At 72.5% G+C, this 25,058-nt stretch carries 23 protein-coding genes; 10 read left to right on the top strand and 13 right to left on the bottom strand.

Going from position 1 to position 25,058, the window contains the following annotated elements:
- Positions 1-20: 20 nt before the first annotated feature.
- Both MUE36_09050 and MUE36_09045 read right to left on the bottom strand, forming a co-directional pair.
- Positions 21-857, bottom strand: a complete 837-nt coding sequence (locus MUE36_09050; GenBank protein ID MCU0311078.1) for a hypothetical protein — start codon at positions 855-857, stop codon at positions 21-23.
- A gap of 4 nt (positions 858-861) precedes the next feature.
- Positions 862-1,233, bottom strand: coding sequence for an SCP2 sterol-binding domain-containing protein (locus tag MUE36_09045; GenBank protein ID MCU0311077.1), 372 nt, complete (start codon positions 1,231-1,233; stop codon positions 862-864).
- Between the two features lie 123 nt (positions 1,234-1,356).
- Between MUE36_09045 and MUE36_09040 the strand changes: the two genes are divergently transcribed.
- On the top strand, positions 1,357-1,794 hold the full coding sequence (locus tag MUE36_09040; protein ID MCU0311076.1) for a MarR family winged helix-turn-helix transcriptional regulator: 438 nt from the start codon (positions 1,357-1,359) through the stop codon (positions 1,792-1,794).
- Between the two features lie 80 nt (positions 1,795-1,874).
- Complete coding sequence (locus MUE36_09035; GenBank protein ID MCU0311075.1) at positions 1,875-2,339, top strand: hypothetical protein; 465 nt, start codon at positions 1,875-1,877, stop codon at positions 2,337-2,339.
- A gap of 6 nt (positions 2,340-2,345) precedes the next feature.
- On the opposite strand, the gene MUE36_09030 is transcribed toward MUE36_09035, so the two are convergent.
- A complete protein-coding gene (locus tag MUE36_09030; protein MCU0311074.1) occupies positions 2,346-3,632 on the bottom strand; it encodes an MFS transporter in 1,287 nt (428 codons plus the stop codon).
- Positions 3,629-4,087 (bottom strand): MarR family transcriptional regulator, encoded by a 459-nt coding sequence (locus MUE36_09025; protein MCU0311073.1) that lies wholly within the window; start codon positions 4,085-4,087, stop codon positions 3,629-3,631. The genes MUE36_09030 and MUE36_09025 overlap by 4 nt, the downstream gene beginning before the upstream one ends.
- Before the next feature lie 139 nt (positions 4,088-4,226).
- Here MUE36_09025 and MUE36_09020 point away from each other — a divergent pair, with 139 nt between their 5' ends.
- Together MUE36_09020 and MUE36_09015 are read left to right on the top strand one after the other, a co-directional pair.
- Positions 4,227-5,168, top strand: coding sequence for a hypothetical protein (locus MUE36_09020; protein ID MCU0311072.1), 942 nt, complete (start codon positions 4,227-4,229; stop codon positions 5,166-5,168).
- A 2-nt stretch (positions 5,169-5,170) separates the two neighbouring features.
- On the top strand, positions 5,171-5,710 hold the full coding sequence (locus tag MUE36_09015; protein MCU0311071.1) for a hypothetical protein: 540 nt from the start codon (positions 5,171-5,173) through the stop codon (positions 5,708-5,710).
- Positions 5,711-5,722: 12 nt separating this feature from the next.
- Here the strand turns inward: MUE36_09015 and MUE36_09010 are convergent, their stop codons facing one another.
- The 5 genes from MUE36_09010 to MUE36_08990 form a co-directional block, all read right to left on the bottom strand.
- Complete coding sequence (locus MUE36_09010; protein ID MCU0311070.1) at positions 5,723-7,156, bottom strand: multicopper oxidase domain-containing protein; 1,434 nt, start codon at positions 7,154-7,156, stop codon at positions 5,723-5,725.
- Between the two features lie 169 nt (positions 7,157-7,325).
- The gene (locus MUE36_09005; protein MCU0311069.1) at positions 7,326-8,087 is read right to left on the bottom strand and encodes a succinate dehydrogenase/fumarate reductase iron-sulfur subunit; all 762 of its coding nucleotides are present in this window, start codon (positions 8,085-8,087) and stop codon (positions 7,326-7,328) included.
- Between the two features lie 33 nt (positions 8,088-8,120).
- The gene (locus MUE36_09000; protein MCU0311068.1) at positions 8,121-10,052 is read right to left on the bottom strand and encodes a fumarate reductase/succinate dehydrogenase flavoprotein subunit; all 1,932 of its coding nucleotides are present in this window, start codon (positions 10,050-10,052) and stop codon (positions 8,121-8,123) included.
- A gap of 10 nt (positions 10,053-10,062) precedes the next feature.
- Positions 10,063-10,842: a succinate dehydrogenase cytochrome b subunit gene (locus MUE36_08995; GenBank protein ID MCU0311067.1), complete on the bottom strand. Its 780-nt coding sequence runs from the start codon at positions 10,840-10,842 to the stop codon at positions 10,063-10,065.
- Positions 10,843-10,994: 152 nt separating this feature from the next.
- A complete protein-coding gene (locus MUE36_08990; GenBank protein ID MCU0311066.1) occupies positions 10,995-13,256 on the bottom strand; it encodes a hypothetical protein in 2,262 nt (753 codons plus the stop codon).
- A gap of 106 nt (positions 13,257-13,362) precedes the next feature.
- Here MUE36_08990 and MUE36_08985 point away from each other — a divergent pair, with 106 nt between their 5' ends.
- Positions 13,363-14,775 (top strand): magnesium chelatase, encoded by a 1,413-nt coding sequence (locus MUE36_08985; GenBank protein ID MCU0311065.1) that lies wholly within the window; start codon positions 13,363-13,365, stop codon positions 14,773-14,775.
- A 27-nt stretch (positions 14,776-14,802) separates the two neighbouring features.
- Here MUE36_08985 and rpiA read toward each other — a convergent pair whose 3' ends face one another.
- Both rpiA and MUE36_08975 read right to left on the bottom strand, forming a co-directional pair.
- On the bottom strand, positions 14,803-15,474 hold the full coding sequence (gene rpiA, locus MUE36_08980; GenBank protein ID MCU0311064.1) for a ribose-5-phosphate isomerase RpiA: 672 nt from the start codon (positions 15,472-15,474) through the stop codon (positions 14,803-14,805).
- Positions 15,471-16,748, bottom strand: a complete 1,278-nt coding sequence (locus tag MUE36_08975; GenBank protein MCU0311063.1) for a family 1 glycosylhydrolase — start codon at positions 16,746-16,748, stop codon at positions 15,471-15,473. Before MUE36_08975 ends, rpiA begins: the two co-directional genes overlap by 4 nt.
- 29 nt (positions 16,749-16,777) lie before the next feature.
- Here MUE36_08975 and MUE36_08970 point away from each other — a divergent pair, with 29 nt between their 5' ends.
- The gene (locus MUE36_08970) at positions 16,778-18,793 is read left to right on the top strand and encodes a hypothetical protein (GenBank protein MCU0311062.1); all 2,016 of its coding nucleotides are present in this window, start codon (positions 16,778-16,780) and stop codon (positions 18,791-18,793) included.
- 201 nt (positions 18,794-18,994) lie between these two features.
- Positions 18,995-19,291, top strand: a complete 297-nt coding sequence (locus MUE36_08965) for a WhiB family transcriptional regulator (GenBank protein ID MCU0311061.1) — start codon at positions 18,995-18,997, stop codon at positions 19,289-19,291.
- Between the two features lie 59 nt (positions 19,292-19,350).
- Here MUE36_08965 and MUE36_08960 read toward each other — a convergent pair whose 3' ends face one another.
- The gene (locus tag MUE36_08960; GenBank protein ID MCU0311060.1) at positions 19,351-20,145 is read right to left on the bottom strand and encodes a hypothetical protein; all 795 of its coding nucleotides are present in this window, start codon (positions 20,143-20,145) and stop codon (positions 19,351-19,353) included.
- 96 nt (positions 20,146-20,241) lie between these two features.
- Positions 20,242-20,580 carry a WhiB family transcriptional regulator gene (locus MUE36_08955; GenBank protein MCU0311059.1) on the bottom strand — a complete coding sequence of 113 codons (339 nt, stop codon included), beginning with the start codon at positions 20,578-20,580 and terminating at the stop codon, positions 20,242-20,244.
- 489 nt (positions 20,581-21,069) lie between these two features.
- Here MUE36_08955 and MUE36_08950 point away from each other — a divergent pair, with 489 nt between their 5' ends.
- Genes MUE36_08950 through MUE36_08940 form a run of 3 tightly spaced genes read left to right on the top strand, consistent with a single transcriptional unit; the run spans position 21,070 to position 25,058 of the window.
- Positions 21,070-21,336: a hypothetical protein gene (locus MUE36_08950; protein MCU0311058.1), complete on the top strand. Its 267-nt coding sequence runs from the start codon at positions 21,070-21,072 to the stop codon at positions 21,334-21,336.
- A 60-nt stretch (positions 21,337-21,396) separates the two neighbouring features.
- Complete coding sequence (locus tag MUE36_08945) at positions 21,397-23,538, top strand: RNA degradosome polyphosphate kinase (protein ID MCU0311057.1); 2,142 nt, start codon at positions 21,397-21,399, stop codon at positions 23,536-23,538.
- Positions 23,535-25,058, top strand: coding sequence for a CYTH and CHAD domain-containing protein (locus MUE36_08940; protein MCU0311056.1), 1,524 nt, complete (start codon positions 23,535-23,537; stop codon positions 25,056-25,058). The genes MUE36_08945 and MUE36_08940 overlap by 4 nt, the downstream gene beginning before the upstream one ends.

Raw genomic sequence — 25,058 nt, 5'->3', positions numbered from 1 at the left:
ACCCGCCCCCTCGGGGGCGGTCACTTCAGGAACTTCGACGTCGTGTTGTCGGCCAGGATCCTGCCCTTGGTCTGGCACGTCGGGCAGTAGTTCACGGTGTAGCTGGCGTAGGCCACGGCGTGGACCGTGTCGCCGCACACCGGGCAGGCCTCGCCGGTGCGGTGGTGGACCGCTCCGGGGCGCTCGGCCGACGAGCTCATCGTGTCGCGGGCCCGCTCGACCGCGAGCGAGTCGGCCAGGCACTCGCCGATGGCCCGGTACAGGGCCTCCACCTCCTCGTCCCCGAGCTTCCCGGTGGCGGCGAACGGCGACAGCCGGGCGCGGTGGCAGACCTCGTTGGCCAGCCGGCGGCCGATGCCGGCCACCCGCCGTTGGTCGCGCAGGAAGCCGTGGAGGCGCATGGACGGGCCGTCGAGCGCGGCGTGCAGCCCCTCGACCGTGAGGGTGGCGGCGTCGGGGCCGAGGCCGAGCAGCGGCGGCTGCTCACGGGGTTCACCGCCCACCACCCAGATCCCGGCCCGCTTCTCCTTCGCCTGCTCGGTGAGCAGCAGGGCGCGACCGTCGTCGAAGGTCCACCGGGCGAGCCCACCTCGGGGCCGCGCAGCGCGCTTCTCGTCGGGCGTGAGGCGCCCACCCTGCATGAGGTGCACGACGAAGGTGACCGTCCCGATCCGGATCAGCAGGTACTTGCCGACCCGCTCGACGCCGGCCACCGCCGCCCCCACCGCCGCCTCGGGGGAGGGCTCGACCGTCTTCAGCGCGGTGAAGGTGAGGGCCCGGAACCCCTCGAGGACGGCCCCCGAGAAGGCGACGTCGAGCCGCTCGGCGTGGGCCTGCAGCTCGGGCAGCTCGGGCACGGGCTCAACCGCCGTGGCGCAGCGGTGCGAGGGTGTCGGTGAGCGACGACAGCAGGTCGTGGTGCGCGAGCAGGGCGTCGGGGTCGCCGCCGAGGGTGAGGCGCCCCTCCATGAACGCCTGCTGGGCGCTCTCCTCGCCGTCGTGGATGCGGCGGGCCGTCGTCGGATCGCACCGGAACGTCACGTCCGGCCGGTCGGCCGCACCCGTGCGCAGGGTGACACCGTCGCCGAACACGACGTGCCACGTGACGGGTTCCTCGCCGGTGACCTGGTGCTGGAGGACGAACGGGGTGTCGGGGGCGAGCCGTTGCAGGGCCTCGTCGTCGGCGATCGCCCCGGCGGCTGCCTCGAGCCACTCGGGCGAGAGGTAGCGCATCGTCCAGAGGCTACCGGGGCCGCTCGTCCGGGCCGGCGGCCGCCTCGCCACGCCGGGCGGGTTCTCGTCGCAGTCGGCCGGGTGAGGTTGCCATGCTCGGGGGTGGCGCCCATCATGGGCGCCATGGCTTCCAAGCGCACCGCCCAACCGGTCGACCTGAACCTCCGGCTCATGCGGGTGGCCCGGGCCCATCGCACGATGGCCGCGTCGCTCCTCGCCCAGGTCGGCCTGCATCCCGGACAGGAGGCGCTCTTGATGGAGCTCTGGGAGCAGGACGGGCGCACCCAGGCCGATCTGGCCGCCGCCCTCGGCGTCCAACCGCCCACCGTCACCAAGATGCTCCAGCGCATGGAGGGCTCGGGCCTCGTCGACCGGCGGGGGGACGCCACCGACGGCCGGGCCATCCGGGTCCACCTCACGCCCAAGGGTCGGCGGCTGAGCACCAAGGTCGGCAAGTTGTGGAGCGAGCTCGAGGCCCGGACCGTCGAGGGCCTGTCGGAGCGCCAGCAGGCGTCACTGGCCTCGCTGCTCGGCCAGCTCGAGGCCAACCTGGCCTCGTGACGGGGCCCCGGTCCTCCAGTCGTTCCGTCGTCCACCCGAACTAGGGTCGGCACCACGACCCGCCCGAGGAGGCTTCGCTGATGGGATTGCTCGACAACCTCAAGCAGAGCGCCAACACCCTGGCGCAGTCCGTGAACGAGACCGTGGCCAAGGGCCAGGCGTCGATGGACCAGTCGGCGTCGCGCAAGCACGCCGACGCCCTCCTGCGGGACCTCGGCGCGCTGGTCTACGCCCGTGACTCCGATCGGGGCACCCCTTCCACCGACGCCGACATCGAGCGGATCACCGCCGACCTGCGTGCTGTCGAGGCCCAGGGCGGTGTCGTCGACCTCGAACCGAAGGCCGGCCCGCCGCCGGGGGCGGCGCCCCCGCCGCCCGGGGCGGCGACCGCGCCCCCGCCCGCACCTGGCGCCGCCGCGGCACCGCCGCCTGCGCCGGGGGCCGCCACCCCGCCTCCCCCCGCACCGGGGGCGGCCGTCACGCCGCCGCCCCCGCCGCCGGGCACGGTCGCCCCTCCGCCTCCGCCGGGGACCGTCGGGGGCTGACTCGGCTCAGGCGGGGCTCGGCGCCTGCACGAGCCCGTCGGTCGGGTCGACGACCGGTGCGGCCGCTCGGCCGGTGCCGGTCGTCTGGTGCCGCAGCGACCGCCAGGCCAGCGCCGCGCCGAGCAGTGCTGCCGCTCCGCCGACGGCCAGCGCCCATCGGGCACCGAAGCTCTGGGCGATCCACCCGATGATCGGCCCGCCGATGGGGGTGGAGCCGATGAACGCCACGGTGTAGAGGGCGATGACCCGGCTGCGCATCTGCGGATCCGCGGTGAGCTGGAGCGTGGAGTTGGCCAGCGTCAGGAACAACACGCTGCCGGCGCCGACGAGGGGCAGGATCATCAGCGCGCTCAGGTAGGTGGGGGCGACGGCGAGCAGGAGCACCACCGCGCCGAACCCCGCCGCGGCCAGGCCCATGCGCCGGTGGGTGGGGGTGGCCCTGGTCGCGAACAGCAGGCCGCCGACGATGGCCCCGATGCTCATCGCGCTCTGGAGCAGGCCGAACCCGGCGGCGCCGACGCCGAAGGTCTCGCGGGCCAGCACGGGCAGGCTCACCTGGAACTCGTAGGTGAGGGTGCCCACGACCAGCATCAACAGCAGTGGGACCCTGAGCGCCGGGGTCGCCCAGACGTAGCGGAGCCCGTCGCGCAGCTGGCCCTTGGCGCGTGGCACCGGCGTGGTCGGGTTCAGCTCGTCGCGGCGCATGGCCAGGAGCGCGGCGGTGGGGGCGAGGAAGCTGAGCCCGTTGGCGAGGAAGCACACCGAGAGATCCCACCCGGAGATCACGAGCCCGGCGACCGCCGGGCCGAAGAGCCGCCCGACGTTCATGGTGATGGTGTTGAGGCTCAGGGCGTTGGTCAGCCGTTCGGGGCCGACCACCTCGATGGTGAAGGACTGGCGGGCCGGCATGTCGACGGCGCCGACGAGGCCGAGGGCGCCGGCCAGGACGAAGACCATCCAGATCTGCACGACGTCGGTGGCCACCAGCACGCCGAGGGTGATGGCCAGGGTGCCCGAGAGGGTCTGGGTGACGAGGAGCAGACGGCGCTTGTCGACCCGGTCGGCCACCACACCGGCGTAGGGGCCGAGCAGCAACGTGGGCAGGAACTGGAGTGCGGTGACCAGCCCGAGGACGGCGGCGCTGCCGGTGAGGGTGAGCACGAGCCACGACTGGGCGATCATCTGCATCCACGTCCCGGTGACCGAGACCACCTGGCCGGCGAAGAGCAGGCGGAAGTTGCGGACGGCCAGCGCCGAGAACGTGTCGCGGACGCCCCGCTCAAGCCGCGTCACCGGGGGTCCTCCTGGAGGAGCCGTTCGAGCGCGGGGAGGGCCGTCAGCACGGCGTCGAGCTCGTCGGGCGAGAGGTGGGCGAGTCGGCGGGCGAGGTAGGCGTTGCGGTCACGGCGGATGCGGGCCAGCTCGCGGCGGGCCTTGGGGGTGGCCCGCACGAGGGCGATCCGCCGGTCGTTCTCGTCGCCGATGCGCTCGACCCATCCGTCGCCCTCGAGGGTGCCGACGATCCGGCTGATGGTGGGGGGTTGGACGTTCTCGTGGGCGGCGAGGTCGCCGATGGCGACGGGGCCGAGGTGGTCGATCGAGGCGAGGGCCGAGAGCTGGGACGGGGTGATGCCCGGGGGGCTCTCCTGGCGCAGGCGTCGGGCCAGGCGCAGCACGGCGAGGCGGAGGCGGCTGGCGGTGGCGTCGTCGACGGCCGGGTCGCGTGGGGTGTGGGTTGGATCGGTCATGGCGGTCATGTCGCTCCCGAATTTGCATAGCAATGCTATCAGTTAGCAATGCTCATCGAAACCGGGGTCGCCTCCCGGTGCTCGCGCCGGCGGACGTGGGCAGGCTCGGCCACAGCGGCCGCGGGCTAGGGTCGCCCCCGTGCTCACCGTCCTCAGCCACGTCGGCGACGGCACCCGGTTCGGCCTGGACCCCGAGCTCGCCGGGCAGGTCGAGGTCGTCGCCATCCCTGCCGAGGGCGACCTCCCCGAGGGCCTCACCGGCCAGGTGCTGATCAGCCGGCCGACGTTGGTGCCCAACTTCGCCGAGGTCGTGGCCCGCGGCGTCGAGTGGGTCCACCTCATCGGCACCGGGATCGACGAGTTCCCCCTCGACCTCGTGGGCCCCGGGCTGGTCCTCACCAACTCGCGGGGGATGAGCGCCGTGCCCATCTCGGAGTGGGTGCTGGCGTGCATGCTCGCCTTCGAGAAGCGGCTCCCGGCGGCGTGGATCGACCGTCCACCCTCGCTCTGGAACTTCCCGGCCGAGCCGCTCGGCACCCTCCACGGGCGGCGGGTCGGGCTCCTCGGGCTCGGGGGCATCGGCACCGCCGTCGCCGAGCGCCTCCTCCCGTTCGGCGCGGAGGTACGGGCGGTGCGGGCGTCGAACCGCCCGAGTCCCGTCGCCGGGGTCGAGGTGGTCCCCGACGTCGCCACCCTCGCCGCAGGTGCCGACCACCTCGTCGTGGTCGCCCCGCTCACGGCGGCCACCCGCGGCATCCTCGACGACGCGGTCCTCGCCTCGATGGCGCCCGGGTCGCACCTGGTGAACGTGGCGAGGGGACCGATCGTGGACGAGGCCGCGCTGCGCCGTGCCCTCGACCGGGGCCCGCTCGCCGCGGCGAGCATCGACGCCCCCGATCCCGAACCTCTCCCCGAGGGGCACTGGATGTACACCCATCCCGGGGTGCGCCTCAGCGCCCACGTCTCGTGGAACTGGCCCGGAGCCGGCGCCGGGCTCTTCGAGGCGTTCCGCGAGAACCTGGCCCGCTTCCTGGTCGGCGAGCCCCTCGAGAACGTGATCGACCCCGCCCTGGGCTACTGAGCGTGACGGGGTTGACGGCGGGCGACGAGCGCCCCCACGACCCCGAAGGGGGCGCCGAGTCGTGGCGGTTCGTCGCCGATGCCGCCGGCTCCGAGCCGGGGCTCGAGGTCGAGGTGGGGCTGCGCCCCGGCGACGCGTGGTTCGCGGCCACGGTGCACCGTGCCGGGGTCGTGGTGGCGGTGGTGGACCCGTCGGTGCCACGACCCCGCACGCCGTTCCTGGAGCTGCGGTCTCCCGGTCTCTGGGCCGATCACGTCCTCGAGGAGGCCGGGCGGCGCTGGAGCCTGGGGCTCGAGGCGTTCGGGGTGGCGGTGCCCGACGCCGACGTCGACCTGTTCGACCCCGATCTGCGCGGCGAGCGCCTGGCCGTCGGCTGGGACCTCGAATGGGAGTCCGAGGGGCCTCCGGTCTGGGAGCGCGCCGGCGCGCCCACGGGGGTCGGCTACGCGCTCGCCTGCTCCGTGCGGGGCGAGGTGCTGCTCGGCGATCTGCGTCTCGAGCTCGACACCGTGGGCCGTCGGAGCCATCACTGGGGGCTCTGAGGCTTCCTCGGGTCAGTGGCCGCCGGCGGTGGCCGCCACCTCGCCGGCCTGGAGGAGGCCGAGGGCCCCCTTGCCGACGTTCGAGAACTTGTGGGTCACGATCGGATAGAGGCCGTCCTCGGCGAGGGTGAACTCCACGAAGCCGCCCTGGGCGGGCTGCAGGTCCATCGCCTGGGAGCCGCCCTGGCTCGTGTTGCCCGGACGCAGCAGGTAGGTGCCCTCCTTGAAGACCGTGTCGAAGATGGTGCCGACGATGTGGAACGAGGAGTTCTCGCTCGGGCCGGCGTCGAGCACCCACACTCGGATCCGCTGGTCCTTCTCGACCCGGATCGGGTGGTCCTTGTACTGGTTCACGTAGCCGTTGAAGACCACGGCGTCCCAGGCGTCCTCCTGCATCTTGACCAGGTCGCCTGGTTGGCCCTCGGGGCCGAGGTAGAGCTCGGACTGCACCAGGACGAACTCCCGGTCCACGGGCGGCAGGTCGGCCGGGTCGATGATGATGGCCCCGAACATCCCGTTGCCGATGTGGTGCAGGGCCGGCGCCGTTCCGCAGTGGTACATGAAGATCCCGGCGAACTCGGCCTTGTACTGGTAGACGAGCGACTCACCGGATTGGATGGTGCGCATCTCGTCGTTCCACGCCACCTTGCTGGCGTGGAAGTCGATCGAGTGGCCGATCTTCCCGTCGTTCACGAGCGTCACCGTGAACAGGTCCCCCACCTTGCCGCGCAGGATCGGACCGGGCACCTGGTCGTCGAAGGTCCACATCTCCTGGGTGACGCCGGGGGCGACCTCGAGGACCGTCTCTGTCGCCCGGAGCGTGATCTGGTGCTCGGTGCCGCCGGGAGCCGGCTGCAGGTTCGGGTCGAACGGCGTGAGCTCGGCGGCCGACGACGCGCTGAAGTCGATGCTGGCGGCGTCGCCGGAGCTGCTGGAGGCGGCCATGGCCATCCCGGCCGATGCGGCGCCGCTGTCACCGGCGACGTTGATGTCCATCACCATCCCCGCTGCTTCGTGGCCGGGCACCGTGCACCACGCCCGGGCGGACGCATCGATCACGCCGAGGTTCACCGTCTCGCTCTCGCCGGCGTCGAGCATCGCCGTGCCCGTCTCGCCGGCGAGCTTGAGGTCGTGGGGCATCGTGCCGGCGTTCGTCACGTTGAGGATCACCTCGGTGCCGGCTGCGACCTCGATCGAGGCCGGCGTCACGTAGAACTCGCCCATCTCCACGTCGATGGTCTGCGTGCCGCCTGCCCCTCCGCCGCCCTTGCTCTCGTCGACCGCTCGCATGCCCAGGCCCACGCCCACGGCGCTGGCCAGGAGCGCGGTGGCGGCGAACAGGCCGATGAACACGCTCAGCGTGCCCATGCGGGTCTGGTCGGTCTGCACGCGCTGCTCGAGGCGGCCCAGTCGGTCCTCGTCATAATCCTGTAGTGACTCACTCATGGATTCAGTGTCGGTCGGCGGCGGGCTCCGGCGAAGGGCCGCGCGCGTGCGACCACCAGGGTCCAAGGTCCCACCGTTGCCCGCCCTGGACCTCGGAGGTGGTGGGGTGGCGCGACGGAGCCGGGCCCGCGGGCCCGGCTCCGTCGTCGCCTCGTGGTGTCGACCGGGCTCAGGTCTGGCCGAGGAGCTTGCGGTTCTTGAACTTGGCCTTCACGTAGTCCTTGTTCATCAGCGCGATGAAGTCGATCGGGATCTCCTTCGGGCACGCCTCCTGGCACTCGCCGTAGTTGGTGCAGGACCCGAAGAACATCTCCATGGTCTCCACCATCTCCTCGGTGCGCTTCCACCGCTCGGCCTGCCCCTGGGGCAACAGGTTGAGGTGGGCCAGCTTCGCCGAGGTGAACAGCTGCCCCGCACTGTTCGGGCAGGCCGCGACGCAGGCGCCGCAGCCGATGCACGCCGCAGCGTCCATCGCCGTGTCGGCGGCCGGCTTCGGCACCGGGATCTCGTTGGCGTCACGGGGCGCACCGGTGTCGGCGGTGATGTAGCCGCCGGCCTCGATGATGGCGTCGAGCGCGCTGCGGTCCACCATGAGGTCGCGGATGACCGGGAACGCCGCCGCCCGCCACGGCTCGATGGTGACGGTCTCGCCGTCGTGGAACTTGCGCATGTGGAGCTGGCAGGTGGCCGTGCCCTTCTGCGGTCCGTGGGCCTGGCCGTTGATCATCAGCCCGCAGGTGCCGCAGATCCCCTCGCGGCAGTCGCTGTCGAAGGTGATGGGCTCGTGGCCGTCGGCGATGAGGTTCTCGTTGACGACGTCGAGCATCTCGAGGAAGGACATCTCGTCCTTGATGTCCGATGCCTGGTACGTGGCGAAGTGGCCGGGCTCGTTCGGCCCGTCCTGCCGCCAGACCTTGAGGGTGAGGTTCATGGTTGCGATCTGCTCCAGGTCTCCGGCGGCGGGCTACTTGTAGCTGCGCTGGGCCGGCTTCACGAACTCGAACACCAGGGGCTCCTTGTGCAGCTCCTGGGGGGTCCCCCGTTCCTTCCACTCCCACGCCGACACGAACGAGAAGTTCTCGTCGTCGCGTTGCGCCTCGCCCTCGTCGGTCTGGTGCTCGACCCGGAAGTGGCCCCCGCAGGACTCCTCGCGGGTGAGGGCGTCACGGCACATCAGCTCGCCGAGCTCGAAGAAGTCGGCCACCCGGCCGACCTTCTCGAGCGACTGGTTGACGCCGTTGGGGTCGCCGAGCACCCGGACGTTCTTCTCGAACTCGTCGCGCAGGGCGGGGATCTCGGAGAGCGCCTTCTCGAGCCCGTTCTTGTCGCGGGCCATGCCGCAGTAGTCCCAGACCAGCTTGCCGAGCTCACGGTGGTAGTACTCGGGCGACTTGGTGCCGCCCACCGACACCCAGCGGTGCATCTCGTCGCGCACGCCCTGCTCGGCGGCGGCGAACACGGGATCGTCGGTGCTGACCGGCGACTGCCCGAGCAGCCCCGCGAGGTAGTCGCCGACGGTGTAGGGGGCGACGAAGTACCCGTCGGCCAGGCCCTGCATGAGCGCCGACGCGCCGAGGCGGTTGGCGCCGTGGTCGGAGAAGTTGGCCTCGCCGAGGGCGTACAGCCCCGGCACGGTGGTCATCAGGTTGTAGTCGACCCAGAGCCCGCCCATCGTGTAGTGCGAGGCCGGGTAGATGCGCATCGGGACCTTCGAGGGGTTCTCGTCGGTGATCCGCTCGTACATGTCGAACAGGTTCCCGTAGCGCTCGTAGACCACGTCCTTGCCGAGGCGGTCGATGGCGTCGGAGAAGTCGAGGTACACCCCGTTCTTGAGGGGTCCCACCCCGCGGCCCTCGTCGACGACCACCTTGGCGGCCCGGGACGCGATGTCGCGTGGGGCCAGGTTGCCGAACGAGGGGTAGCGCCGCTCGAGGTAGTAGTCGCGGTCCTCTTCGGGGATCTGGTCGGCGGGGCGGGTCTCGTCGAAGTTCTTCGGGACCCAGATCCGACCGTCGTTGCGCAGCGACTCCGACATCAGTGTGAGCTTCGACTGGAACTCGTCGGACGCCGGGATGCAGGTCGGGTGGATCTGCGTGTAGCACGGGTTGGCGAACAGGGCGCCCTTCTTGTGCGCCCGCCAGATGGCGGTGGTGTTGCAGTTCATGGCGTTGGTCGACAGGTAGAAGGCGTTGCCGTACCCGCCGGTGCACAGCAGCGTGGCGTGGCCCGACCAGCTCTTCACCTCGCCGGAGGTGAGGTCGCGGGTGACGATGCCGGCGCAGACGCCGTCCTTGGTCACCACGTCGAGGAGCTCGGTCTTGGTGTGCAGCTCGACGGTGCCGAGCGACACCTGCTGCATGAGGGCCTGGTAGGCGCCGAGGAGGAGCTGCTGGCCGGTCTGGCCCCGGGCGTAGAAGGTGCGGCTGACCTGGGCGCCGCCGAAGGAGCGGTTGTCGAGCAGGCCGCCGTACTCCCGGGCGAAGGGGACGCCCTGGGCCACGCACTGGTCGATGATGTCGACGCTCACCTGGGCGAGGCGGTACACGTTCGACTCCCGGGCCCGGAAGTCGCCGCCCTTCACCGTGTCGTAGAAGAGGCGGTAGATGCTGTCGCCGTCGTTCTTGTAGTTCTTGGCGCCGTTGATGCCGCCCTGGGCGGCGATCGAGTGGGCCCGGCGCGCCGAGTCGTGGAAGGTGAAGCACTTCACCTTGTAGCCGAGCTGGGCGAGGGTGGCGGCGGCGGCGGCGCCGGCCAGGCCGGTGCCGACGACGAGCACGGTGAACTTGCGCTTGTTGGCCGGGTTCACCAGCTTCATGTCGAAGCGGTGGTTGTCCCAGCGGTCCTCGATCGGGCCGGACGGGACCTTGGAGTCGAGGCGGGCGGTGGCGGTGCTCACGGGACCTCCCTTATCCGACGACGCCGGTGAGGACGGCGATCGGGAACGAGATGTTGACGCCGGCGACGACGATGGCGAAGGCGAGGGCGAAGCCACGACGCAGGGGGTTGTGGCGGGGGTTGAACTTCGCGCTCATCGTCCCGAGGCTCTGGAAGATGCTCCAGGAGCCGTGGTACAGGTGGATGCCGAGGGCGAGGTTGGCGACGATGTAGATGGCGGCGACGGGCCACCGGTCCAGCGAGAAGGCGACGTTCTGGTACACCTCGCCGTAGACGAAGTCGTCGGTCGCCACCGGTGTCGTGCCCCACGTGAGGTCGAGGAGGTGGAACACGACGAAGAAGAGGACGATGACGCCCGTCCAGCGCATGGAACGGTTCGCCCAGTTCACGGCGATGTAGTCGCGGCGGGACTGGTAGCCGACGGGGCGGGCCTTGCGGTTGAGGACGGTCAGGCTGTAGGCGGCGTGGATGTGGAAGCCGAACGCCGCCAGGAGCCCGAGCCGCATGATCCAGAGGAAGGCCGTCTCCGGCAGCAGCGGGTACGCGATGCGGCGGAGGAACTCGGCGTAGGAGTCGAAGTCCTCGGCGCCGAAGTACATCTTGGTGTTGCCCACCATGTGGGCGAACACGAAGCCCATGAGCAGGATGCCGGTGACGGCCATCACCCACTTCTTGCCGACCGCCGAGCGGTAGAGGTCGACGACGCCGAGGGAGCTGTGCTTCTGGCGTCGGGCGATCGGCTCCGAGGTGATGTCGGGCGGGAACCCGGACGGTTCCTTGGTTGCGGTCACGAGCGGGCCTTTCCAACGAGAGCCGGTGACGGGTGGGCCTGGTCGCTCGGCGCAGCACGCCTGTCGCCTGCGAGCGAGGTGAACGCTACCCAGGCGTGCGGCGATGAGGCGAACCGGCGGGACCGGTCGGTGCCGTCGGTCCGCGACCGTGCTCAGCGGCTCCGGACGTCGCGCCGGTGGTGACGGTGGCCGCAGATGCCGTCGGGCCCCTCCCACCGCAGCGCGAGGTGCAGCGCCGTCGCGTCGTCCGGGACGACGAGGTGCAGCGTGCCGACGCGAGCGACCCGGTCGGCGGCGATCTCCCCCTCCCATCCACGCGTCTCTTCCGTGACGGCGGGTGGCCCGTCGTCGGCGGGCGCCGTCGTCCAGGTGGCCGTGGCCTGCACCCGGACCGGGGCGACCGGGTCGCGGAGGTCGTTGACGACGTGCACGGCGAGGTCGAGGGCCACGCCGGGTGCCAGCTCGTCGGGCGGGCGGTCGACGACGGCGACGACCGGTGCGCACGCCGCGACGAACGCCGCCCAGGCCGGCTTGGCGCGGCGCTCGTGGTCGAGGAGCGCGGCGGTGATGCCGGGCGCCGGCTCGGCCAGCGCGAAGGCGGTGAATCCCCCGGTGGGGCGGTACTTGAGCCGGCGCAGGGTCTCGACGTGGCTGCGGACCAGCTCCGCCTGGTGGGTCTGGAGGGCGGCGCACCACGAGGCGGCGTCGTCGTGGGCGGCGGGGTCGGCGACGCGGAACGCCTCTCCGGCCTCGAGCCCGGTGGCGGCGGCTACCGCCGGCCAGTCGAGGTCGGGCCAGGGACCGGCCTCCGCCAGGGCGTCGACGGCACCCGGCCCGGGGGCCTGGGCGCCGAACTCGCCGACGAACCGGGCCAGTCGGGGCCACGCCCGCAGCAGGCGGGCGAGGGCCTCGACGTCCCCCCAGCGCCATCCGGCCCACAGGTGCGAGGACGTGCCGGCGAGCTGGGGGAGGTGGGGCCAGACGCCGGCGTGGGCCACCACCGGGCGGCTCCCGTCGCTCTTGTCGAGGACGAGGGCCACCGAGCGGTCGAGCACGCTGCGGTTCCACGACGGGAGCACCTGGGCGGTGATCGCGCGGCGTCGCAGGCGCCGCCGGTCGCGCCGATCGGCGTTGCGGCGCGACGCCGGATCGGCCACCCAGGGCTCGTGGTGAGCGCACCACACCGCGATCGAGGGGTGGTGGGCCAGCCGGTCGACGGCGGCCCGGGCGAGGCGCCGCGCCGGCTCCTTGGCGGCCCGCTGCACGCCCCACTGGATGGGGAGGTCCTGCCACACCAGGATCCCGGCGTCGTCGGCCGCCTCGTAGAGCTCGGGTCGGGCGACGTGGCCGTGCACGCGCACGAGGTCGAGCCCTGCATCGGCGACGAGCCGGACGTCCTCGGCGACCTGCGCGGGGCTCGCCTCGGCCAGGAGCTGCCGGGTCGGGCCGAGCGACACGCCCTTCAGGAACAGCCGTTCGTCGTTCACGTGGCACACGAAGTCGTCGAGGCGCACCTCGCGCAGCCCGGTGCGCCACCTGCGGCGGTCGCTCACCTCGTCGTCGACGACCACCTCGAGCGTCACGTCGTAGCGGGGTCGTCCGCCGAGAGCCCGTGGCCACCAGAGCGCCGGGTCGGGGACGGTGACGGTCCACTCGACCCGGTTCTCGCCGGCGGCCAGCGGGTGGTCGCGCTCGACGACCATCTCGGGCTCGACGCCGGGTCGCTCCGTGCCGTCCTCGCCCACCGCCAGGCGCACCGAGGTGCGCAGGGTGACGACACGGGGGTCGCCGGTGTCGAGCACCGCCCGTAGGGCCAGCACGGCTCGTCGTGGCGAGGCGGTCGGGCACCGCAGCCGGCTGTGGCGCAGGCGGACCGGCCCGGTGCGGGCGATCGTCACCGCGCCCCAGATGCCCCCCACGTTGTGGTGCTCGCCGGTGAGCGCCGAGCGGCCCAGCGCACCGGTCAGGTCGCGGGTGCGTCCCGGTCCGACGGGCCCGTTCCACACCTCCATGGCGAGGAGGTGCTCGCCGCGGGCCCGGAGGAGATCGGTGACCTCGAACGCGTGGGCCGCCACGTACCCCGACGTGTCGCCGAGGTAGGCGCCGTCGAGCCACACGTCGCTGGCGGCCAGCACCCCGTCGAGCACCAGGAACGACCGGCCGTCGTCGCCGTCGGCGGCCGTCCCGGCCGACGGGCCGGCCATGTCGGTGGGTGACGAGAACCGGGTCCGGTAGAGCACGGGGCCGTCGGAGCTCGCGAGGGCCGGCACCGATCGCCAGTGGCCGGGGACGGGGACGGGCTCCCAGCCGGAGTCGTCGAGGTCGTCGTCGACGTAGCGGATGCGCAGCGCCTCGTCGGCGGCGGGGGCGGCGCGCCACGTGCCCGAGAGGTCGAGGTCGGGGGGTCGCACCACGGGTGGACCGTACCCCGCCCCGAGCGGACGCAGCCCTGGGTGTCAGCGGTAGCGTGAGTCGCGTTCGACATCCGTGGCCGACCGGCTCCGGAGGGGAGGAACCACCATGTCCGACTCGACCGACCGCCCCACCACCCTCGGTGCGCTGCGGGCCTCGGGCTGGGTCAGCCGCCCGGTCAAGGAGGAGGTCCGGGGCAACGCCATCGCCCGCATCCGCGAGGGTGAGGCGCTCTTCCCGGGCGTGCTGGGCTACGAGGACACGGTCCTGCCCCAGCTCGAGAACGCGCTGCTCGCCGGGCACGACGTGATCTTCCTGGGGGAGCGGGGGCAGGCGAAGACCCGCATGATCCGTTCGCTCACCGGACTCCTCGACGAGTGGATGCCGATCGTCGCCGGGTCCGAGATCAACGACGACCCCTACCACCCGGTCTCCCGGCACGCCCGCGACCTGGTGGCCACCGAAGGCGACGACACCCCCCTCGACTGGGTGCACCGCGACGAGCGCTTCGGGGAGAAGCTGGCCACCCCGGACACGTCGATCGCCGATCTGATCGGTGAGGTCGACCCGATCAAGGTGGCCGAGGGCCGCTACCTCTCCGACGAGCTCACCCTCCACTACGGCCTGGTGCCGCGCACCAACCGCGGGATCTTCGCCATCAACGAGCTGCCCGACCTGGCCGAGCGGATCCAGGTCGGCCTGTTGAACGTGCTCGAGGAGCGCGACGTCCAGGTGCGCGGCTACAAGGTCCGCCTCCCGCTCGACGTCCTGCTCTTCGCGTCGGCCAACCCCGAGGACTACACGAACCGCGGCCGGATCATCACGCCGTTGAAGGACCGCTTCGGCGCCCAGATCCGCACCCACTACCCGCTCGACGTGGCCACCGAGGTGGAGATCGCCCGCCAGGAGGTCCGCCCGCTCGAGGCGCCGGGCGTGCGCGTCGTGGTGCCCGAGTACATGGCCGAGGTCGTCGCCGAGTTGAGCCAGCTCGCCCGCCAGAGCCCCCACGTCAACCAGCGCTCCGGGGTGTCGGTGCGCCTCACCGTGTCGAACATGGAGACGTTGGTGGCCAACGCCGCCCGGCGGACGCTGATCCACGGGGAGACCGACGTGGTGCCGCGGGTGTCCGACCTGGAGGCCCTGGCGTCGTCGACCGCCGGCAAGCTCGAGATCGAGACGCTCGAGGACGGTCGTGACGAGCAGGTGGTCGAGCACCTCCTGAAGGCCGCGGTGCTCTCGGTGTTCCGCGAGGACGTGGCCGTCGAGCAGCTCCGCGACATCGTCGAGGCGTTCGATGACGACCGCATCGTGCAGGCCGGCGAGGACGTGCTCGCCGCCGACTACGTCGACCTGCTCGAGGACCTCCCCGGCCTGCGGGGCCCGGTGCTGGCCCTGACCGGGGGCGAAGACTCCCCGGCGGTGGTGGCCAGCGCCGTCGAGTTCGTCCTCGAGGGGCTGCACCTCTCGAAGCGGCTGAACAAGGACGCCGTCGGCGCCCGCGCCCAGTACCGCTCCCGCTGAGCGGACGGGCGGCGTCAGGGCGGGTCGCTAGTCCCGCACGCGTTCGGTGACGCCGTCGATCCCGGCGATCACGACCCGTTCGACCATCGACCCGGGGAAGATCCCGTGCTCGACGAGGCCGGGGACGGCCGACAACGAGGCGCTCAGCGCGACAGGGTCGTCGATCCGCCCGAACCGGGCGTCCATCACCAGGTTGCCGTTGTCGCTGCGGCGATCGCGGGTCGTCACGTCGTGCGCGCCCAGGGCCCGCACGGCGGTGGCCACCACGCCGGGGGCGAAGTCGAGGACCTCGAGCGGCGTCCCGAACGGCCCGAGGGCGGGCACGAGCTTCGACTCGTCGACGACCACCACGAAGCGGTCGGCCATCGCCGCCACGATCTTCTCCCGGGTGTGGGCCGCCCCTCCGCCCTTGGTCAGGTTGAACCCCGGATCCACCTCGTCGGCGCCGTCGACGGCGAGGTCGAGCCGACCGATCTCGTCGGGGGTGACGACCCGCAGCCCGAGCGACGTCGCCAGGTCGTGGGTCTGCACGGACGTCGCCGTGCACGTGATGTCGAGACCGCGTTCGCCGAGCTCGACGATCGTCCAGTGGACCGTCGAGCCGGTGCCCAGGCCGACCCGCATCCCGTCGGCGGCGTAGCCGGCGGCGTGGCGTCCGGCGGCCTCCTTGGCGCGTTCCTGCGCCGATGGTTCGCTCATCGGGCGAGCCTCGCGCGCTCGGCGGCCGCCGACAGCACGGCCGCGCTGGGCCGGGGGTGGCGGGCCCGGTCGACGATCCCGTCGGGCACCTCCAGCCCGGTGACCGGGTTCCACCCGTCGATGCCGGTCTCCCACATCGCCAGCTCGATCGGCACACCGTCGGCGACGGCCCGTTCGATCTCCGCGGCGGTCGCGCCGGCGACGTCGGCGCGGCGGTCGTCCTCTCGGGCGGTCACCCCCGTCCCGAGCACGGCGAGCCGCCGGCCGGGCAGCCGGGCGTGCAGGTCGCGCGCGACCACACCCAGCCCCTCGGGCCACGGGGCGTGGCCGTCGGCGGTCACCGGAGCGTCGGCCGGGTACGGCCCCGTGGTGCCGTCGGCGTGGACGGTGGTGCCCCCGCGGTAGGTGATCCCCACGACGTCGTAGGCGCCGGCCAGGCCGGGGACCTCGACCTCGCCGAGCTCGGGGACGGCGAGGAGGCCGTCGCTCAGCGCGTCGACCCACACCCCGGCGCGGAGCCGCTCGAGGCGGCGCGCCCGCTGCGTGGCCGCCTCCCGTTCGTCGGGCTCACGCGAGCGCACCCCCGGGTGGGTGGGGGAGAGGTCGAGACAGGCCGCCACCGGCGCGTCGCCGCTGCGCAGCAGCCGCCACGCTTCGACCCCGACGAGGTGCAGGGCGCGGAGGTGCTCGAGGAAGGCCCCCTCGTCGCGGCGCCCGGGTGGCCGGGTGCCGAGCGCGAAGCCCTCGGCGGCACGGGTGAACGGGTCGAGCACCGGCACCCAGCCCGCCACGAGGTCACCGAACGCGTCGGCCACCCGGTCGACGTGGCGGGGCCAGGTGAGCCCGCGGCCCCGATCGTCGGCGAAGCCCCGTTCGTCCTCGCTGAACCACCCGGGCAACGGGCCCTCGTGGAGCACGGCCCACACCTCCACGCCGGCCCGTCGGGCGGCGCGCAGCACCTCGGTCACCAGGTCGGCGGCGTCGGCGTCCCACCGGCCGGGGTGGGGTTCGAGGCGCGACCAGTCGATGCCCCAGCGCAGGCTGGTGAGGCCCAGCGAGGCGAGCAGCTCGAGGTCGGTGGCGAAGTCGACACCGAACCCGCCGCCGTCGGCGGAGGGCGGCAGGCGCCCGTCAGCCTCCCACCGCGCCCAGTCGCTGCGCGGGGCCAGCCCGAGCGACCCGGCGGCGGTCATGGCCGTCCCCCAGACCGGCGGCGCCGTCGCAGTGGGCGCGGGCGTGGCGCCCGGGGAGGAGGTCGTGGTGCGGCGGGTCACTCGGGCAGTATTCCCGGTACGGTGCGTCCATGGGGAAGGCCAACCGCGTCAGGTACTCGAGGTGGGACGGCACCCAGGTCGGCTTCGACCTCGACGCCACCGGCATCTTCGAGGAGATCACCGACGACCTGCTGTACCACGGCGACCTGAACGCCGCTCTGCGCCGCGCCATGCAGTCCGGCTTCAAGGACCGCAACGGCGAGCAGATGAAGGGCCTGCGCGAGATGCTCGAGCAGTTGCGCCGCAAGCGCCGCGAGACCCTCGAGCAGCACGACCTGGGTGGGGTGTACGACGAGATCGCCCGGGACCTGCGCGAGGTCGTCGAGACCGAGCGGGCCGCGATCGACCAGATGGCCCAGGAGGCCCGCGAGTCGGGCGACGCCCGCCGCCAGGAGCTCACCGACCAGGTGGCCGCCGAGCGCCACGCCTCGTTGGACCTGCTCTCGCCCGACCTCGCCGGCATGGTCCGCGACCTCCAGAGCCACGACTTCACGTCCTCGGAGGCCCGTGAGCAGTTCGAGGCGCTGGTCGAGAAGCTGCGCGAGCAGCTGATGCAGCAGTACGTCGACCAGATGGCCGGGGCGGTGGAGAACATGTCCCCCGAGGACATGGCCCGGATGAAGGACATGTTCGCCGAGCTGAACCACATGCTCGAGCAGCGCCAGCGAGGGGAGGAGCCGGACTTCGACGGGTTCATGGAGCGCTTCGGCGACTTCTTCCCGGAGAACCCCCGCGACCTCGACGAGCTGCTCGAGATCATGGCCCAGCGGATGGCGGCCGCGCAGGCGATGCTCAACTCGATGACGCCCGAGCAGCGCGCCCAGCTCCAGGCGCTGTCGGACCAGCTGCTCGAGGACATGGACCTGCGCTGGCAGATCGACCAGCTGGGCCAGAACCTCCAGGGCATGTTCCCCGACATGGGGTGGAGCCGCCGCTACGAGTTCTCGGGTGACCAGCCCCTCGACATGTCGTCGGCGTCGCAGATGATGCAGGAGCTGAGTGACCTCGACCAGCTCGAGAACCTGCTCCGGGGGGCCTCGTCCCCGGGGGCGCTGGCCGAGGTCGACCTCGACCGGGCCCGCGAGCTCCTCGGTGACGACGCCGCCCGGAGCCTCGAGCAGATGGCCCAGCTGGCCAAGCAGCTCGAGGAGGCGGGCCTCATCGAGAACAAGGAGGGTCGACTGGAGCTGACGCCCCGCGGCATCCGTCGCATCGGGCAGAACGCCCTCGACGACCTCTTCGCCAAGCTGGCCACCGACAAGATCGGCCAGCACCAGATCACCCGCATCGGGATCGGGCACGAGCGCGACTTCTCGACCAAGCCCTACGAGTTCGGCGACGCGTTCAACCTCGACATCAACGCCACGGTGCGCAACGCCATCCGTCGGGGCGGCACGGGCACGCCGGTGCAGCTCACCCCGGACGACTTCGAGGTCGAGCGCACCGAGCACATGGTGCGGTCGAGCACGGTGCTGATGCTCGACCTCTCGCTGTCCATGCCGATGCGCGACAACTTCCTGCCCGCCAAGAAGGTGGCGATGGCGCTGCACTCGCTCATCACCGGTTCCTTCCCGCGCGACTACATGGGGATCGTGGGGTTCAGCGAGGTGGCCCGCGAGCTCATGGCCGAGCAGCTCCCCGAGGTGTCGTGGGACTTCGTGTACGGCACGAACATGCAGCACGCGTTCCAGATCAGCCGCCGTCTGCTGGCCCGTCAGACCGGCACCAAGCAGATCATCATGATCACCGACGGCGAACCCACCGCCCACATCACCCGGTCGGGCGACGTGTACTTCAACTACCCACCGGTGCAGGAGACGGTCGACGCGACGCTCCGGGAGGTCGTGCGCTGCACGAAGGACGGGATTCGCATCAACACCTTCATGCTCGACCCGACGCCGCACCTGCGCGACTTCATCGGCAAGCTCACCGAGCTCAACAAGGGGCGGGCGTTCTTCACCACGCCCGAGACCCTGGGCGACTACGTGCTGGTCGACTTCATCGAGCAGAAGCGCCAGCTCCTTCGCGGTCGCCGCGCCGGCTGAGCACCCGCGTCCCCGACCCGGGCGCGCATCTCGGTGGGCGCCCCGCGCGGGCGCAAGAAGTTTCTCTTGCATCGCGAGCCGTATGCGGGCATGATCACACCGTTGTAATTACACCTGTGGTAGGAGGGCGTCGCCGGAGCGGTGGGCGTGCGGGCCACGGGGCCGAACTCGGGGGTGTGAAGCCCTGTGTCAGGAGGACGCATGCACGAGCCCGTCACCATCGAGGCCACCGAAGAGAAGAGCTGGCAGGATCTCGCCAACTGCCTCGGTGTCGATCCCGACCTGTTCTTCCCGGAGCGTGGCGCGTCCACCCGTGAGGCCAAAGAGGTCTGCCGGGGCTGCGTCGTGCAGGGGGAGTGCCTCGAGTACGCCCTGGCCAACGGCGAGAAGTTCGGCATCTGGGGCGGCATGAGCGAGCGCGAGCGTCGCCGCATCCGTCGCCAGCGGGCCCTGGCCCGCGCCGCCGCCAGCGAGGCGGCGGCCTCCGCCTCCGCCTAGCCGCCCGGGCGCCCGCCGCAGTCCCACCGCGGCGGCGCCCTCCCCGGCGCTCGGGGAGCTCAGGTCGCCCCACGGGCCGCCCGCGCCCGCCGGTGCTCGATCGTCGTGTCGGGTCCGAGGTCCAGCTCCGCCCATCGTGACGCCGGCGTCGCCCTGAGGACCGCCTCGGGGACCAGCCCCACCAGCTCGGCGCGCTCGATGCGGGCGCGGCCCGCCACGCGGTCCCAGACGTCGGCCGGTCCCACCCGGAGCGGGTCGACGAGGTTCATCGAGACCTGCACCCCGTCGCCGACGGCCAGCCCGAGGGCCCGCACCGCCGGGTTGCGCAGCTCACGGGCGATCGAGCCGGCGAGGGCCAGGTCGGCGTCCTCCAGCCACAGGTTGTAGGCCACCAGGAGCGGCCGGGCCCCCACCGCCACCGCCCCGGCGGTCGGGTGGGGGCGGTCGGGCCCCGTGTCGGGCGACAGGGTGGTGAACGCCTCCCGGCGCACGTCGGGGAGGGAGCGTTCCGGGCCGTACAGGAAGCAGGGCAGGCCGAGGGTGTCGGCGGCCCACCGGGCGAACCGGTCGCGGGCGGCGACGGCCTCGGCGGGCGGGGTGTCGTCGAGGGCGACGAACGGGACCACGTCCACGACCCCGAGGCGGGGGTGGGCTCCCTCGTGGCCGCCCAGGTCGAGCTCGGCCACGGCGACCTCGGCCAGCCGGCGGGGGGCGTCCTCGCCGAGCAGCGTGTACACCGAGCGGTTGTGGTGCTCACACGAGTGGCGGTCCAGGCGGTCGGGCACCACCGCGTCGAGGCGGGCGAGCACCTCGGGCCGGCGGCCCTCGCTCACGTTGACCACGCACTCGAGCACGGGGGTGATCCTCGCGGATCGCCGGGCCCCGGGCGAACGACGCCCGGACGCGCCACGAGCCGCCCGGAGGCGGCTCGTGCACGCAGGGGGACGGGCTCAGCCGGCTTCGGCGCGGACCTCGACGCGCAGGCGGCGGGAGCGCAGGATGCGGCGGCGCTGGCGCTCGGAGGTGCCGCCCCAGACGCCGTGGTCGATGCGCTGCTCCAGCGCGTACTCGAGGCAGACGTCGGTGACCGGGCAGGTGGAACAGATCTTCTTGGCGATCTCCACCCCCACGCCGTCGCTCGGGAAGAAGCGGGTCGGCGGCTCGTGGCGGCAGTTCCCCTGCGCCATCCAGTCGGTGTCGGTCTCCATCGTCGCCTCCGGCGGGTCGGGGCGCCCCGGCGATCCGCCGACCTGGTTGGTCGACGCCACCCTCGCTCGGGGAGCAGCCATGGGCGGGAAGGTACGGAACGGCTGCGAAAACGGGCATAAGCACCCTCCCGATGCCCCGCGCCGGCGCCGGTAGCCTCTCCGGGACCCCGGAGGAGGGAAGTGGCCGACGAACGTCCGGACCTCGGCGACGACGAGCCGACTGTGGAACAACCGGCCCCCGTCCGGGAGGCACCGACCCAGGTCGCGCCCGTGGCCGGCCCCGGGGGGCTCCCCTCGCCACCCCCCGAGCGACCTCCTCCGCTTCCCCTCTCACCCGGCGAGGAACCCGCGCCGTTCGAGGCCGCGCCGCCCCCGCGACTGCCGCCGGTCGACATGGTGCGCCCTCCGGGTGTGGCCCTTGGGGTCGTCGTGGTGGTGGGGGTGGTCTCCGCCGTCGTCTCGGCCGCCGTCACCGCCGCCCTGGTCCTCGTCCTCGCCCGGTAGGGTGTCCCGGTTCCGGGCCAGGCCCTGCCGCCTGCCACGAGTCGTCGAAAGAGCATCGCCATGGCCATGACCGACACCCCCGACCCGAACCTTCCGCCGCGTGGGCGGGTACGGGTCGTCTACCTCGGTCCGGTGGCCCCCCACTGGGAGGTCCTCGGCGAGTCCGAGGTGCGGGGCCTCATCGACGACTTCCGGGCCCGGGTCAACGCCCGCCTCCTGCTCCTCCCGCCCCACGATCCGCAGTTCCGGCGCAACCGGGAGCGGGTGGTCCGCGACGCCGAACGGGAGCGCCTCACCCTCGAGTGGGACCTCGGTCTGCCCGAGGACGGCTGAGCGAAAAGGGCCCGGCTCCGGCGGGGATCCGCCGCGAGCGCCGACGATAGGCTCGCCCCCATGCTCGGCGAGAGGCAGGCAGAAGCGGTGTCGTCGTCCGAGTCCTGGTTGGGCGTCCCCCGGCCCCTCGACGTGTCCGACCCGGGGGCCGTCGCCTCCCGCGATCGCTTCCTGAACCGCGAGCTGTCGTGGCTCGACTTCAACGCCCGCGTGCTCGCCCTGGCCGACAACCCCGACGTCCCGCTGCTCGAGCGGGCCAAGTTCGTGGCGATCTTCAGCCAGAACCTCGACGAGTTCTTCCAGGTCCGTGTGGCCGGGTTGAAGGACCAGGTCGCCGGCGGGGTGACCAAGACCACCGCCGACGGCCGCACCCCGGCCGAGCAGCTCGACCAGATCCGCGAGCGGGTGCGCGTGCTGGCCGCCGAGGCCTACGACCTGTTCTCCGACCGCCTGGTCCCGGCGTTGGCCGCCGCCGGTCTCGTCTACTCGTCCTACCAGGACCTCGACGACGACGATCGGGCGTACCTCGACGACGTGTTCGCGGAGCGGATCTTCCCGGTGCTCACCCCGCTGGCCGTCGACCCGGGCCACCCGTTCCCCTACATCTCGGACCTCTCGCTCAACCTCGCCGTCGTCGTCCGGGACCCGGTGAGCGGCGAGAAGCGCTTCGCCCGGGTCAAGGTCCCGAACCTCCTACCCCGCTTCGTGGTGATGCCCGACGGGGAGCGGTTCGTGCCCCTCGAGCAGGTGATCGCCGCCCACTTCGGCGTGCTGTTCCCGGGCATGGCGGTGGGCGACCACTACGGGTTCAGGGTGACCCGCAACGCCGACCTCACCCTCGAGGAGGAGGAGGCCGAGGACCTGCTCGAGGCTGTCGAGCTCGAGCTGCGTCGCCGCCGGTTCGGCCGGGCGGTCCGCCTCGAGGTCGAGGCGGGGGTGTCCGACGAGGTGCTCGACCTCCTGAAGCGCGAGCTCGACCTCGTCGACGCCGACGTCTACCGCTGCGACGGACCGGTCGACCTCGGCGGGCTCTGGGCGGTCCGCGGCCTCGATCGCCCCGATCTCGAGGACCCTCCCTGGAGCCCCATCACCCAGCCCCGCCTGCGGCCCGTCGACGACGAGCCGGTCGACCTCTTCTCGGTCATCCGCAAGGGCGACGTGCTCGTGCACCACCCCTACGAGTCGTTCTCCACGTCGGTGGAGGACTTCATCCACCAGGCGTCGATCGACCCGAAGGTCCTCGCCATCAAGCTCACCTTGTACCGCACCTCGAGCGACACGTCGATCATCACGTCGCTGGTCCGCGCCGCCGAGCGGGGCAAGCAGGTCGCCGCGCTGGTCGAGCTGAAGGCCCGCTTCGACGAGAAGAAGAACATCGGCTGGGCCCGTGAGCTCGAGAAGGCCGGCGTGCACGTCGTCTACGGGCTGATGGGCCTGAAGATCCACACCAAGACCACGCTGGTGGTCCGCGAGGACGACGACGGCATGCAGCGCTACTGCCACATCGGCACCGGCAACTACAACCCGAAGACCGCCGGGCTCTACGAGGACGTCGGCCTGCTCACCTGCGATCCCGCCATCGGGTCGGACCTCACCCAGCTGTTCAACCTCCTCACCGGCTTCGCCCGCGAGCCCCACTTCGCCAAGCTCCTGGTCTCACCGCGGACGGTGCGCTCGGGGATCACCGAGCTGATCCGCAACGAAGCGGGTCTCGGCCCGGACGGGCGGATCGTGCTGAAGATGAACAGCCTCGTGGACGCCGGGATCATCGACGAGCTCTACGCGGCGTCGTCGGCCGGCACCCCCGTCGAGCTGTTGATCCGGGGGATCTGCTGCCTGCGCCCGGGGGTGCCCGGGCTCTCCGAGAACATCCGGGTCCGCTCGATCGTGGGCCGGTACCTCGAGCACTCGCGGATCTACCACTTCGCCCACGGTGCGCCCGACGGCGGTCCGGCGTACTACATCGGTTCGGCCGACCTGATGCCCCGCAACCTCGACCGGCGGGTCGAGGCGCTCGTGCCGGTCGAGGACCCTTCGCTGCAGGCCCGGCTGGCCGAGGTGATCGACGTCGGTCTGGCCGACGACACCCTGGCGTGGACGCTCGACGCCGACAGCACCTGGTGGCACCGGCGAGGGACCGAGGGCGTGGAGACGCACCGCCGACTCCAGGACCTCGCCCTCGAACGACGCGATCACAGGTGATCGCAGCGGTGGCCGCGGCGGGGAAGCTCGAGACGGAGATGAAGTTCGGGGCGTGGCCCGGGTTCACGCTCCCCGACCTGCACGACGTGGTCCCCGGGGTCACCGTCGGCGAGCCGACGACGTTCGACCTCGACGCCATCTACGTCGACACCGAGGACCTGCGCCTCGTGCGCAACGGCGTGTCGCTGCGACGGCGGACGGGTGAGGGAGCGACGCGCTGGACGTTGAAGTTGCCGAGTACCGGGGGCGACGGTGACGCGCTGCGCCGGCGGGAGTTCGACGTCGAGACCGACGTCGGCTCGGTGCCTCCAGAGCTGGCCGACCTGGTGGTCGGCTGGGTGCGGGGTGCGGCCCTCGCGCCGGTGGCCACCATCCGCACCACCCGGCACCGGGTGGACCTCCTCCGCGACGGGCGGCGGTTGGCCGAGGTCGACGACGACGTCGTCACGGTCGTCGAGGGCGACGAGGTGGCCGCCCGCTTCCGGGAGATCGAGGTGGAGCTGGCCGACGGGGCCTCGTCGGACCTCCTGGCTCTCGTCGCGGGGGCGCTGGAGCGGGCGGGGGCGGGGGCGCCCGACCGGACCACCAAGGTCGTGCGGGCGTTGGGGCCGCGTGCCCTTGCCCCGCCGGATCTCACCGTCGCCGAGGTGGGGCCGAGGGCCACGACCGCCGAGGTGGTCAGGGCGGCGTTGGCGGAGGCGGCGCGCCGGCTCGTCGAACGCGATCACGTCGTCCGCCTGGACGACGACGTCGAGGGCGTCCACCAGGCCCGTGTCGCCACCCGTCGGCTGCGGACCGTGCTGGCGACCTTCGGCCCCGTCCTCGACGGCGACGTGGTCGAGGGCCTCCGCGCCGAGCTGGGCTGGCTGGCGGGTCTGCTGGGCGTGGTCCGCGACACCGATGTGCTGCTCGAGCGGCTCCGGGACGCGGCGTCGACGCTCGACGCCGTCGACCGGGGCGCCGTCGCCGCGGTGCTCGCGCGACTGGAGCGCGAGCGTGCCGAGCGGTTCGCGTCCCTGCTCGGCGAGATGCGCACGGCGCGCTACGTCGAGCTCCTCGATCGGGTCGTCGCCACCGCGCTCGAGCCCCCGCTGACGCGGGCCGCACGCGGCCCTGCCGCGGAGGCGGTCGCCGCGCTGGTCCGTCCCCGGTGGATCGGGCTGCGGCGGGCGGTCGCAGGGCTCGGCCCGCAGCCGGCCGAGGACGACCTGCACGAGGTGCGCATCCTGGTCAAGAAGGCGCGTGACGCCGTCGAGGTCGTCGTGCCCGTCGTCGGCCAACCGGCGCGACGGCTCGCCGATGCGCTCGACGTGCTCCAGCGCGAGCTCGGGGAGCTCAGCGACGCGGCGGTGGCGCAGGAGTGGCTGCGGGCGCTCACGCCGTCGGTGCCCCCCGCCCAGGCGATGGTCGTCGGCCAGCTCGTCGGTGACCAGCGTCGACGGTCACGTGCGGCAGGGGAGCTCTGGCCGCAGGCGTGGGCGGCGTGCGAACGGAAGGCCAACGTCAGGTGGCTGGGTTGA

The organism is Acidimicrobiales bacterium (assembly GCA_025455885.1).
Classification (GTDB): domain Bacteria; phylum Actinomycetota; class Acidimicrobiia; order Acidimicrobiales; family Acidimicrobilacustridaceae; genus Rhabdothermincola_A.
Note: the sequence above shows the minus strand (reverse complement) of the source record. Positions and strands in the feature narration are given on the sequence as shown.

Coding starts and splice junctions, on each gene's coding strand:
- MUE36_09045 (MCU0311077.1), bottom strand. CDS start 1,233: ATGCGCTACCTCTCGCCCGAGTGGCTCGAGGCAGCCGCCGGGGCGATC.
- MUE36_09040 (MCU0311076.1), top strand. CDS start 1,357: ATGGCTTCCAAGCGCACCGCCCAACCGGTCGACCTGAACCTCCGGCTC.
- MUE36_09035 (MCU0311075.1), top strand. CDS start 1,875: ATGGGATTGCTCGACAACCTCAAGCAGAGCGCCAACACCCTGGCGCAG.
- MUE36_09025 (MCU0311073.1), bottom strand. CDS start 4,087: ATGACCGATCCAACCCACACCCCACGCGACCCGGCCGTCGACGACGCC.
- MUE36_09010 (MCU0311070.1), bottom strand. CDS start 7,156: ATGAGTGAGTCACTACAGGATTATGACGAGGACCGACTGGGCCGCCTC.
- MUE36_09005 (MCU0311069.1), bottom strand. CDS start 8,087: ATGAACCTCACCCTCAAGGTCTGGCGGCAGGACGGGCCGAACGAGCCC.
- MUE36_08985 (MCU0311065.1), top strand. CDS start 13,363: ATGTCCGACTCGACCGACCGCCCCACCACCCTCGGTGCGCTGCGGGCC.
- rpiA (MCU0311064.1), bottom strand. CDS start 15,474: ATGAGCGAACCATCGGCGCAGGAACGCGCCAAGGAGGCCGCCGGACGC.
- MUE36_08970 (MCU0311062.1), top strand. CDS start 16,778: ATGGGGAAGGCCAACCGCGTCAGGTACTCGAGGTGGGACGGCACCCAG.
- MUE36_08965 (MCU0311061.1), top strand. CDS start 18,995: ATGCACGAGCCCGTCACCATCGAGGCCACCGAAGAGAAGAGCTGGCAG.
- MUE36_08955 (MCU0311059.1), bottom strand. CDS start 20,580: ATGGCTGCTCCCCGAGCGAGGGTGGCGTCGACCAACCAGGTCGGCGGA.
- MUE36_08950 (MCU0311058.1), top strand. CDS start 21,070: ATGACCGACACCCCCGACCCGAACCTTCCGCCGCGTGGGCGGGTACGG.
- MUE36_08945 (MCU0311057.1), top strand. CDS start 21,397: ATGCTCGGCGAGAGGCAGGCAGAAGCGGTGTCGTCGTCCGAGTCCTGG.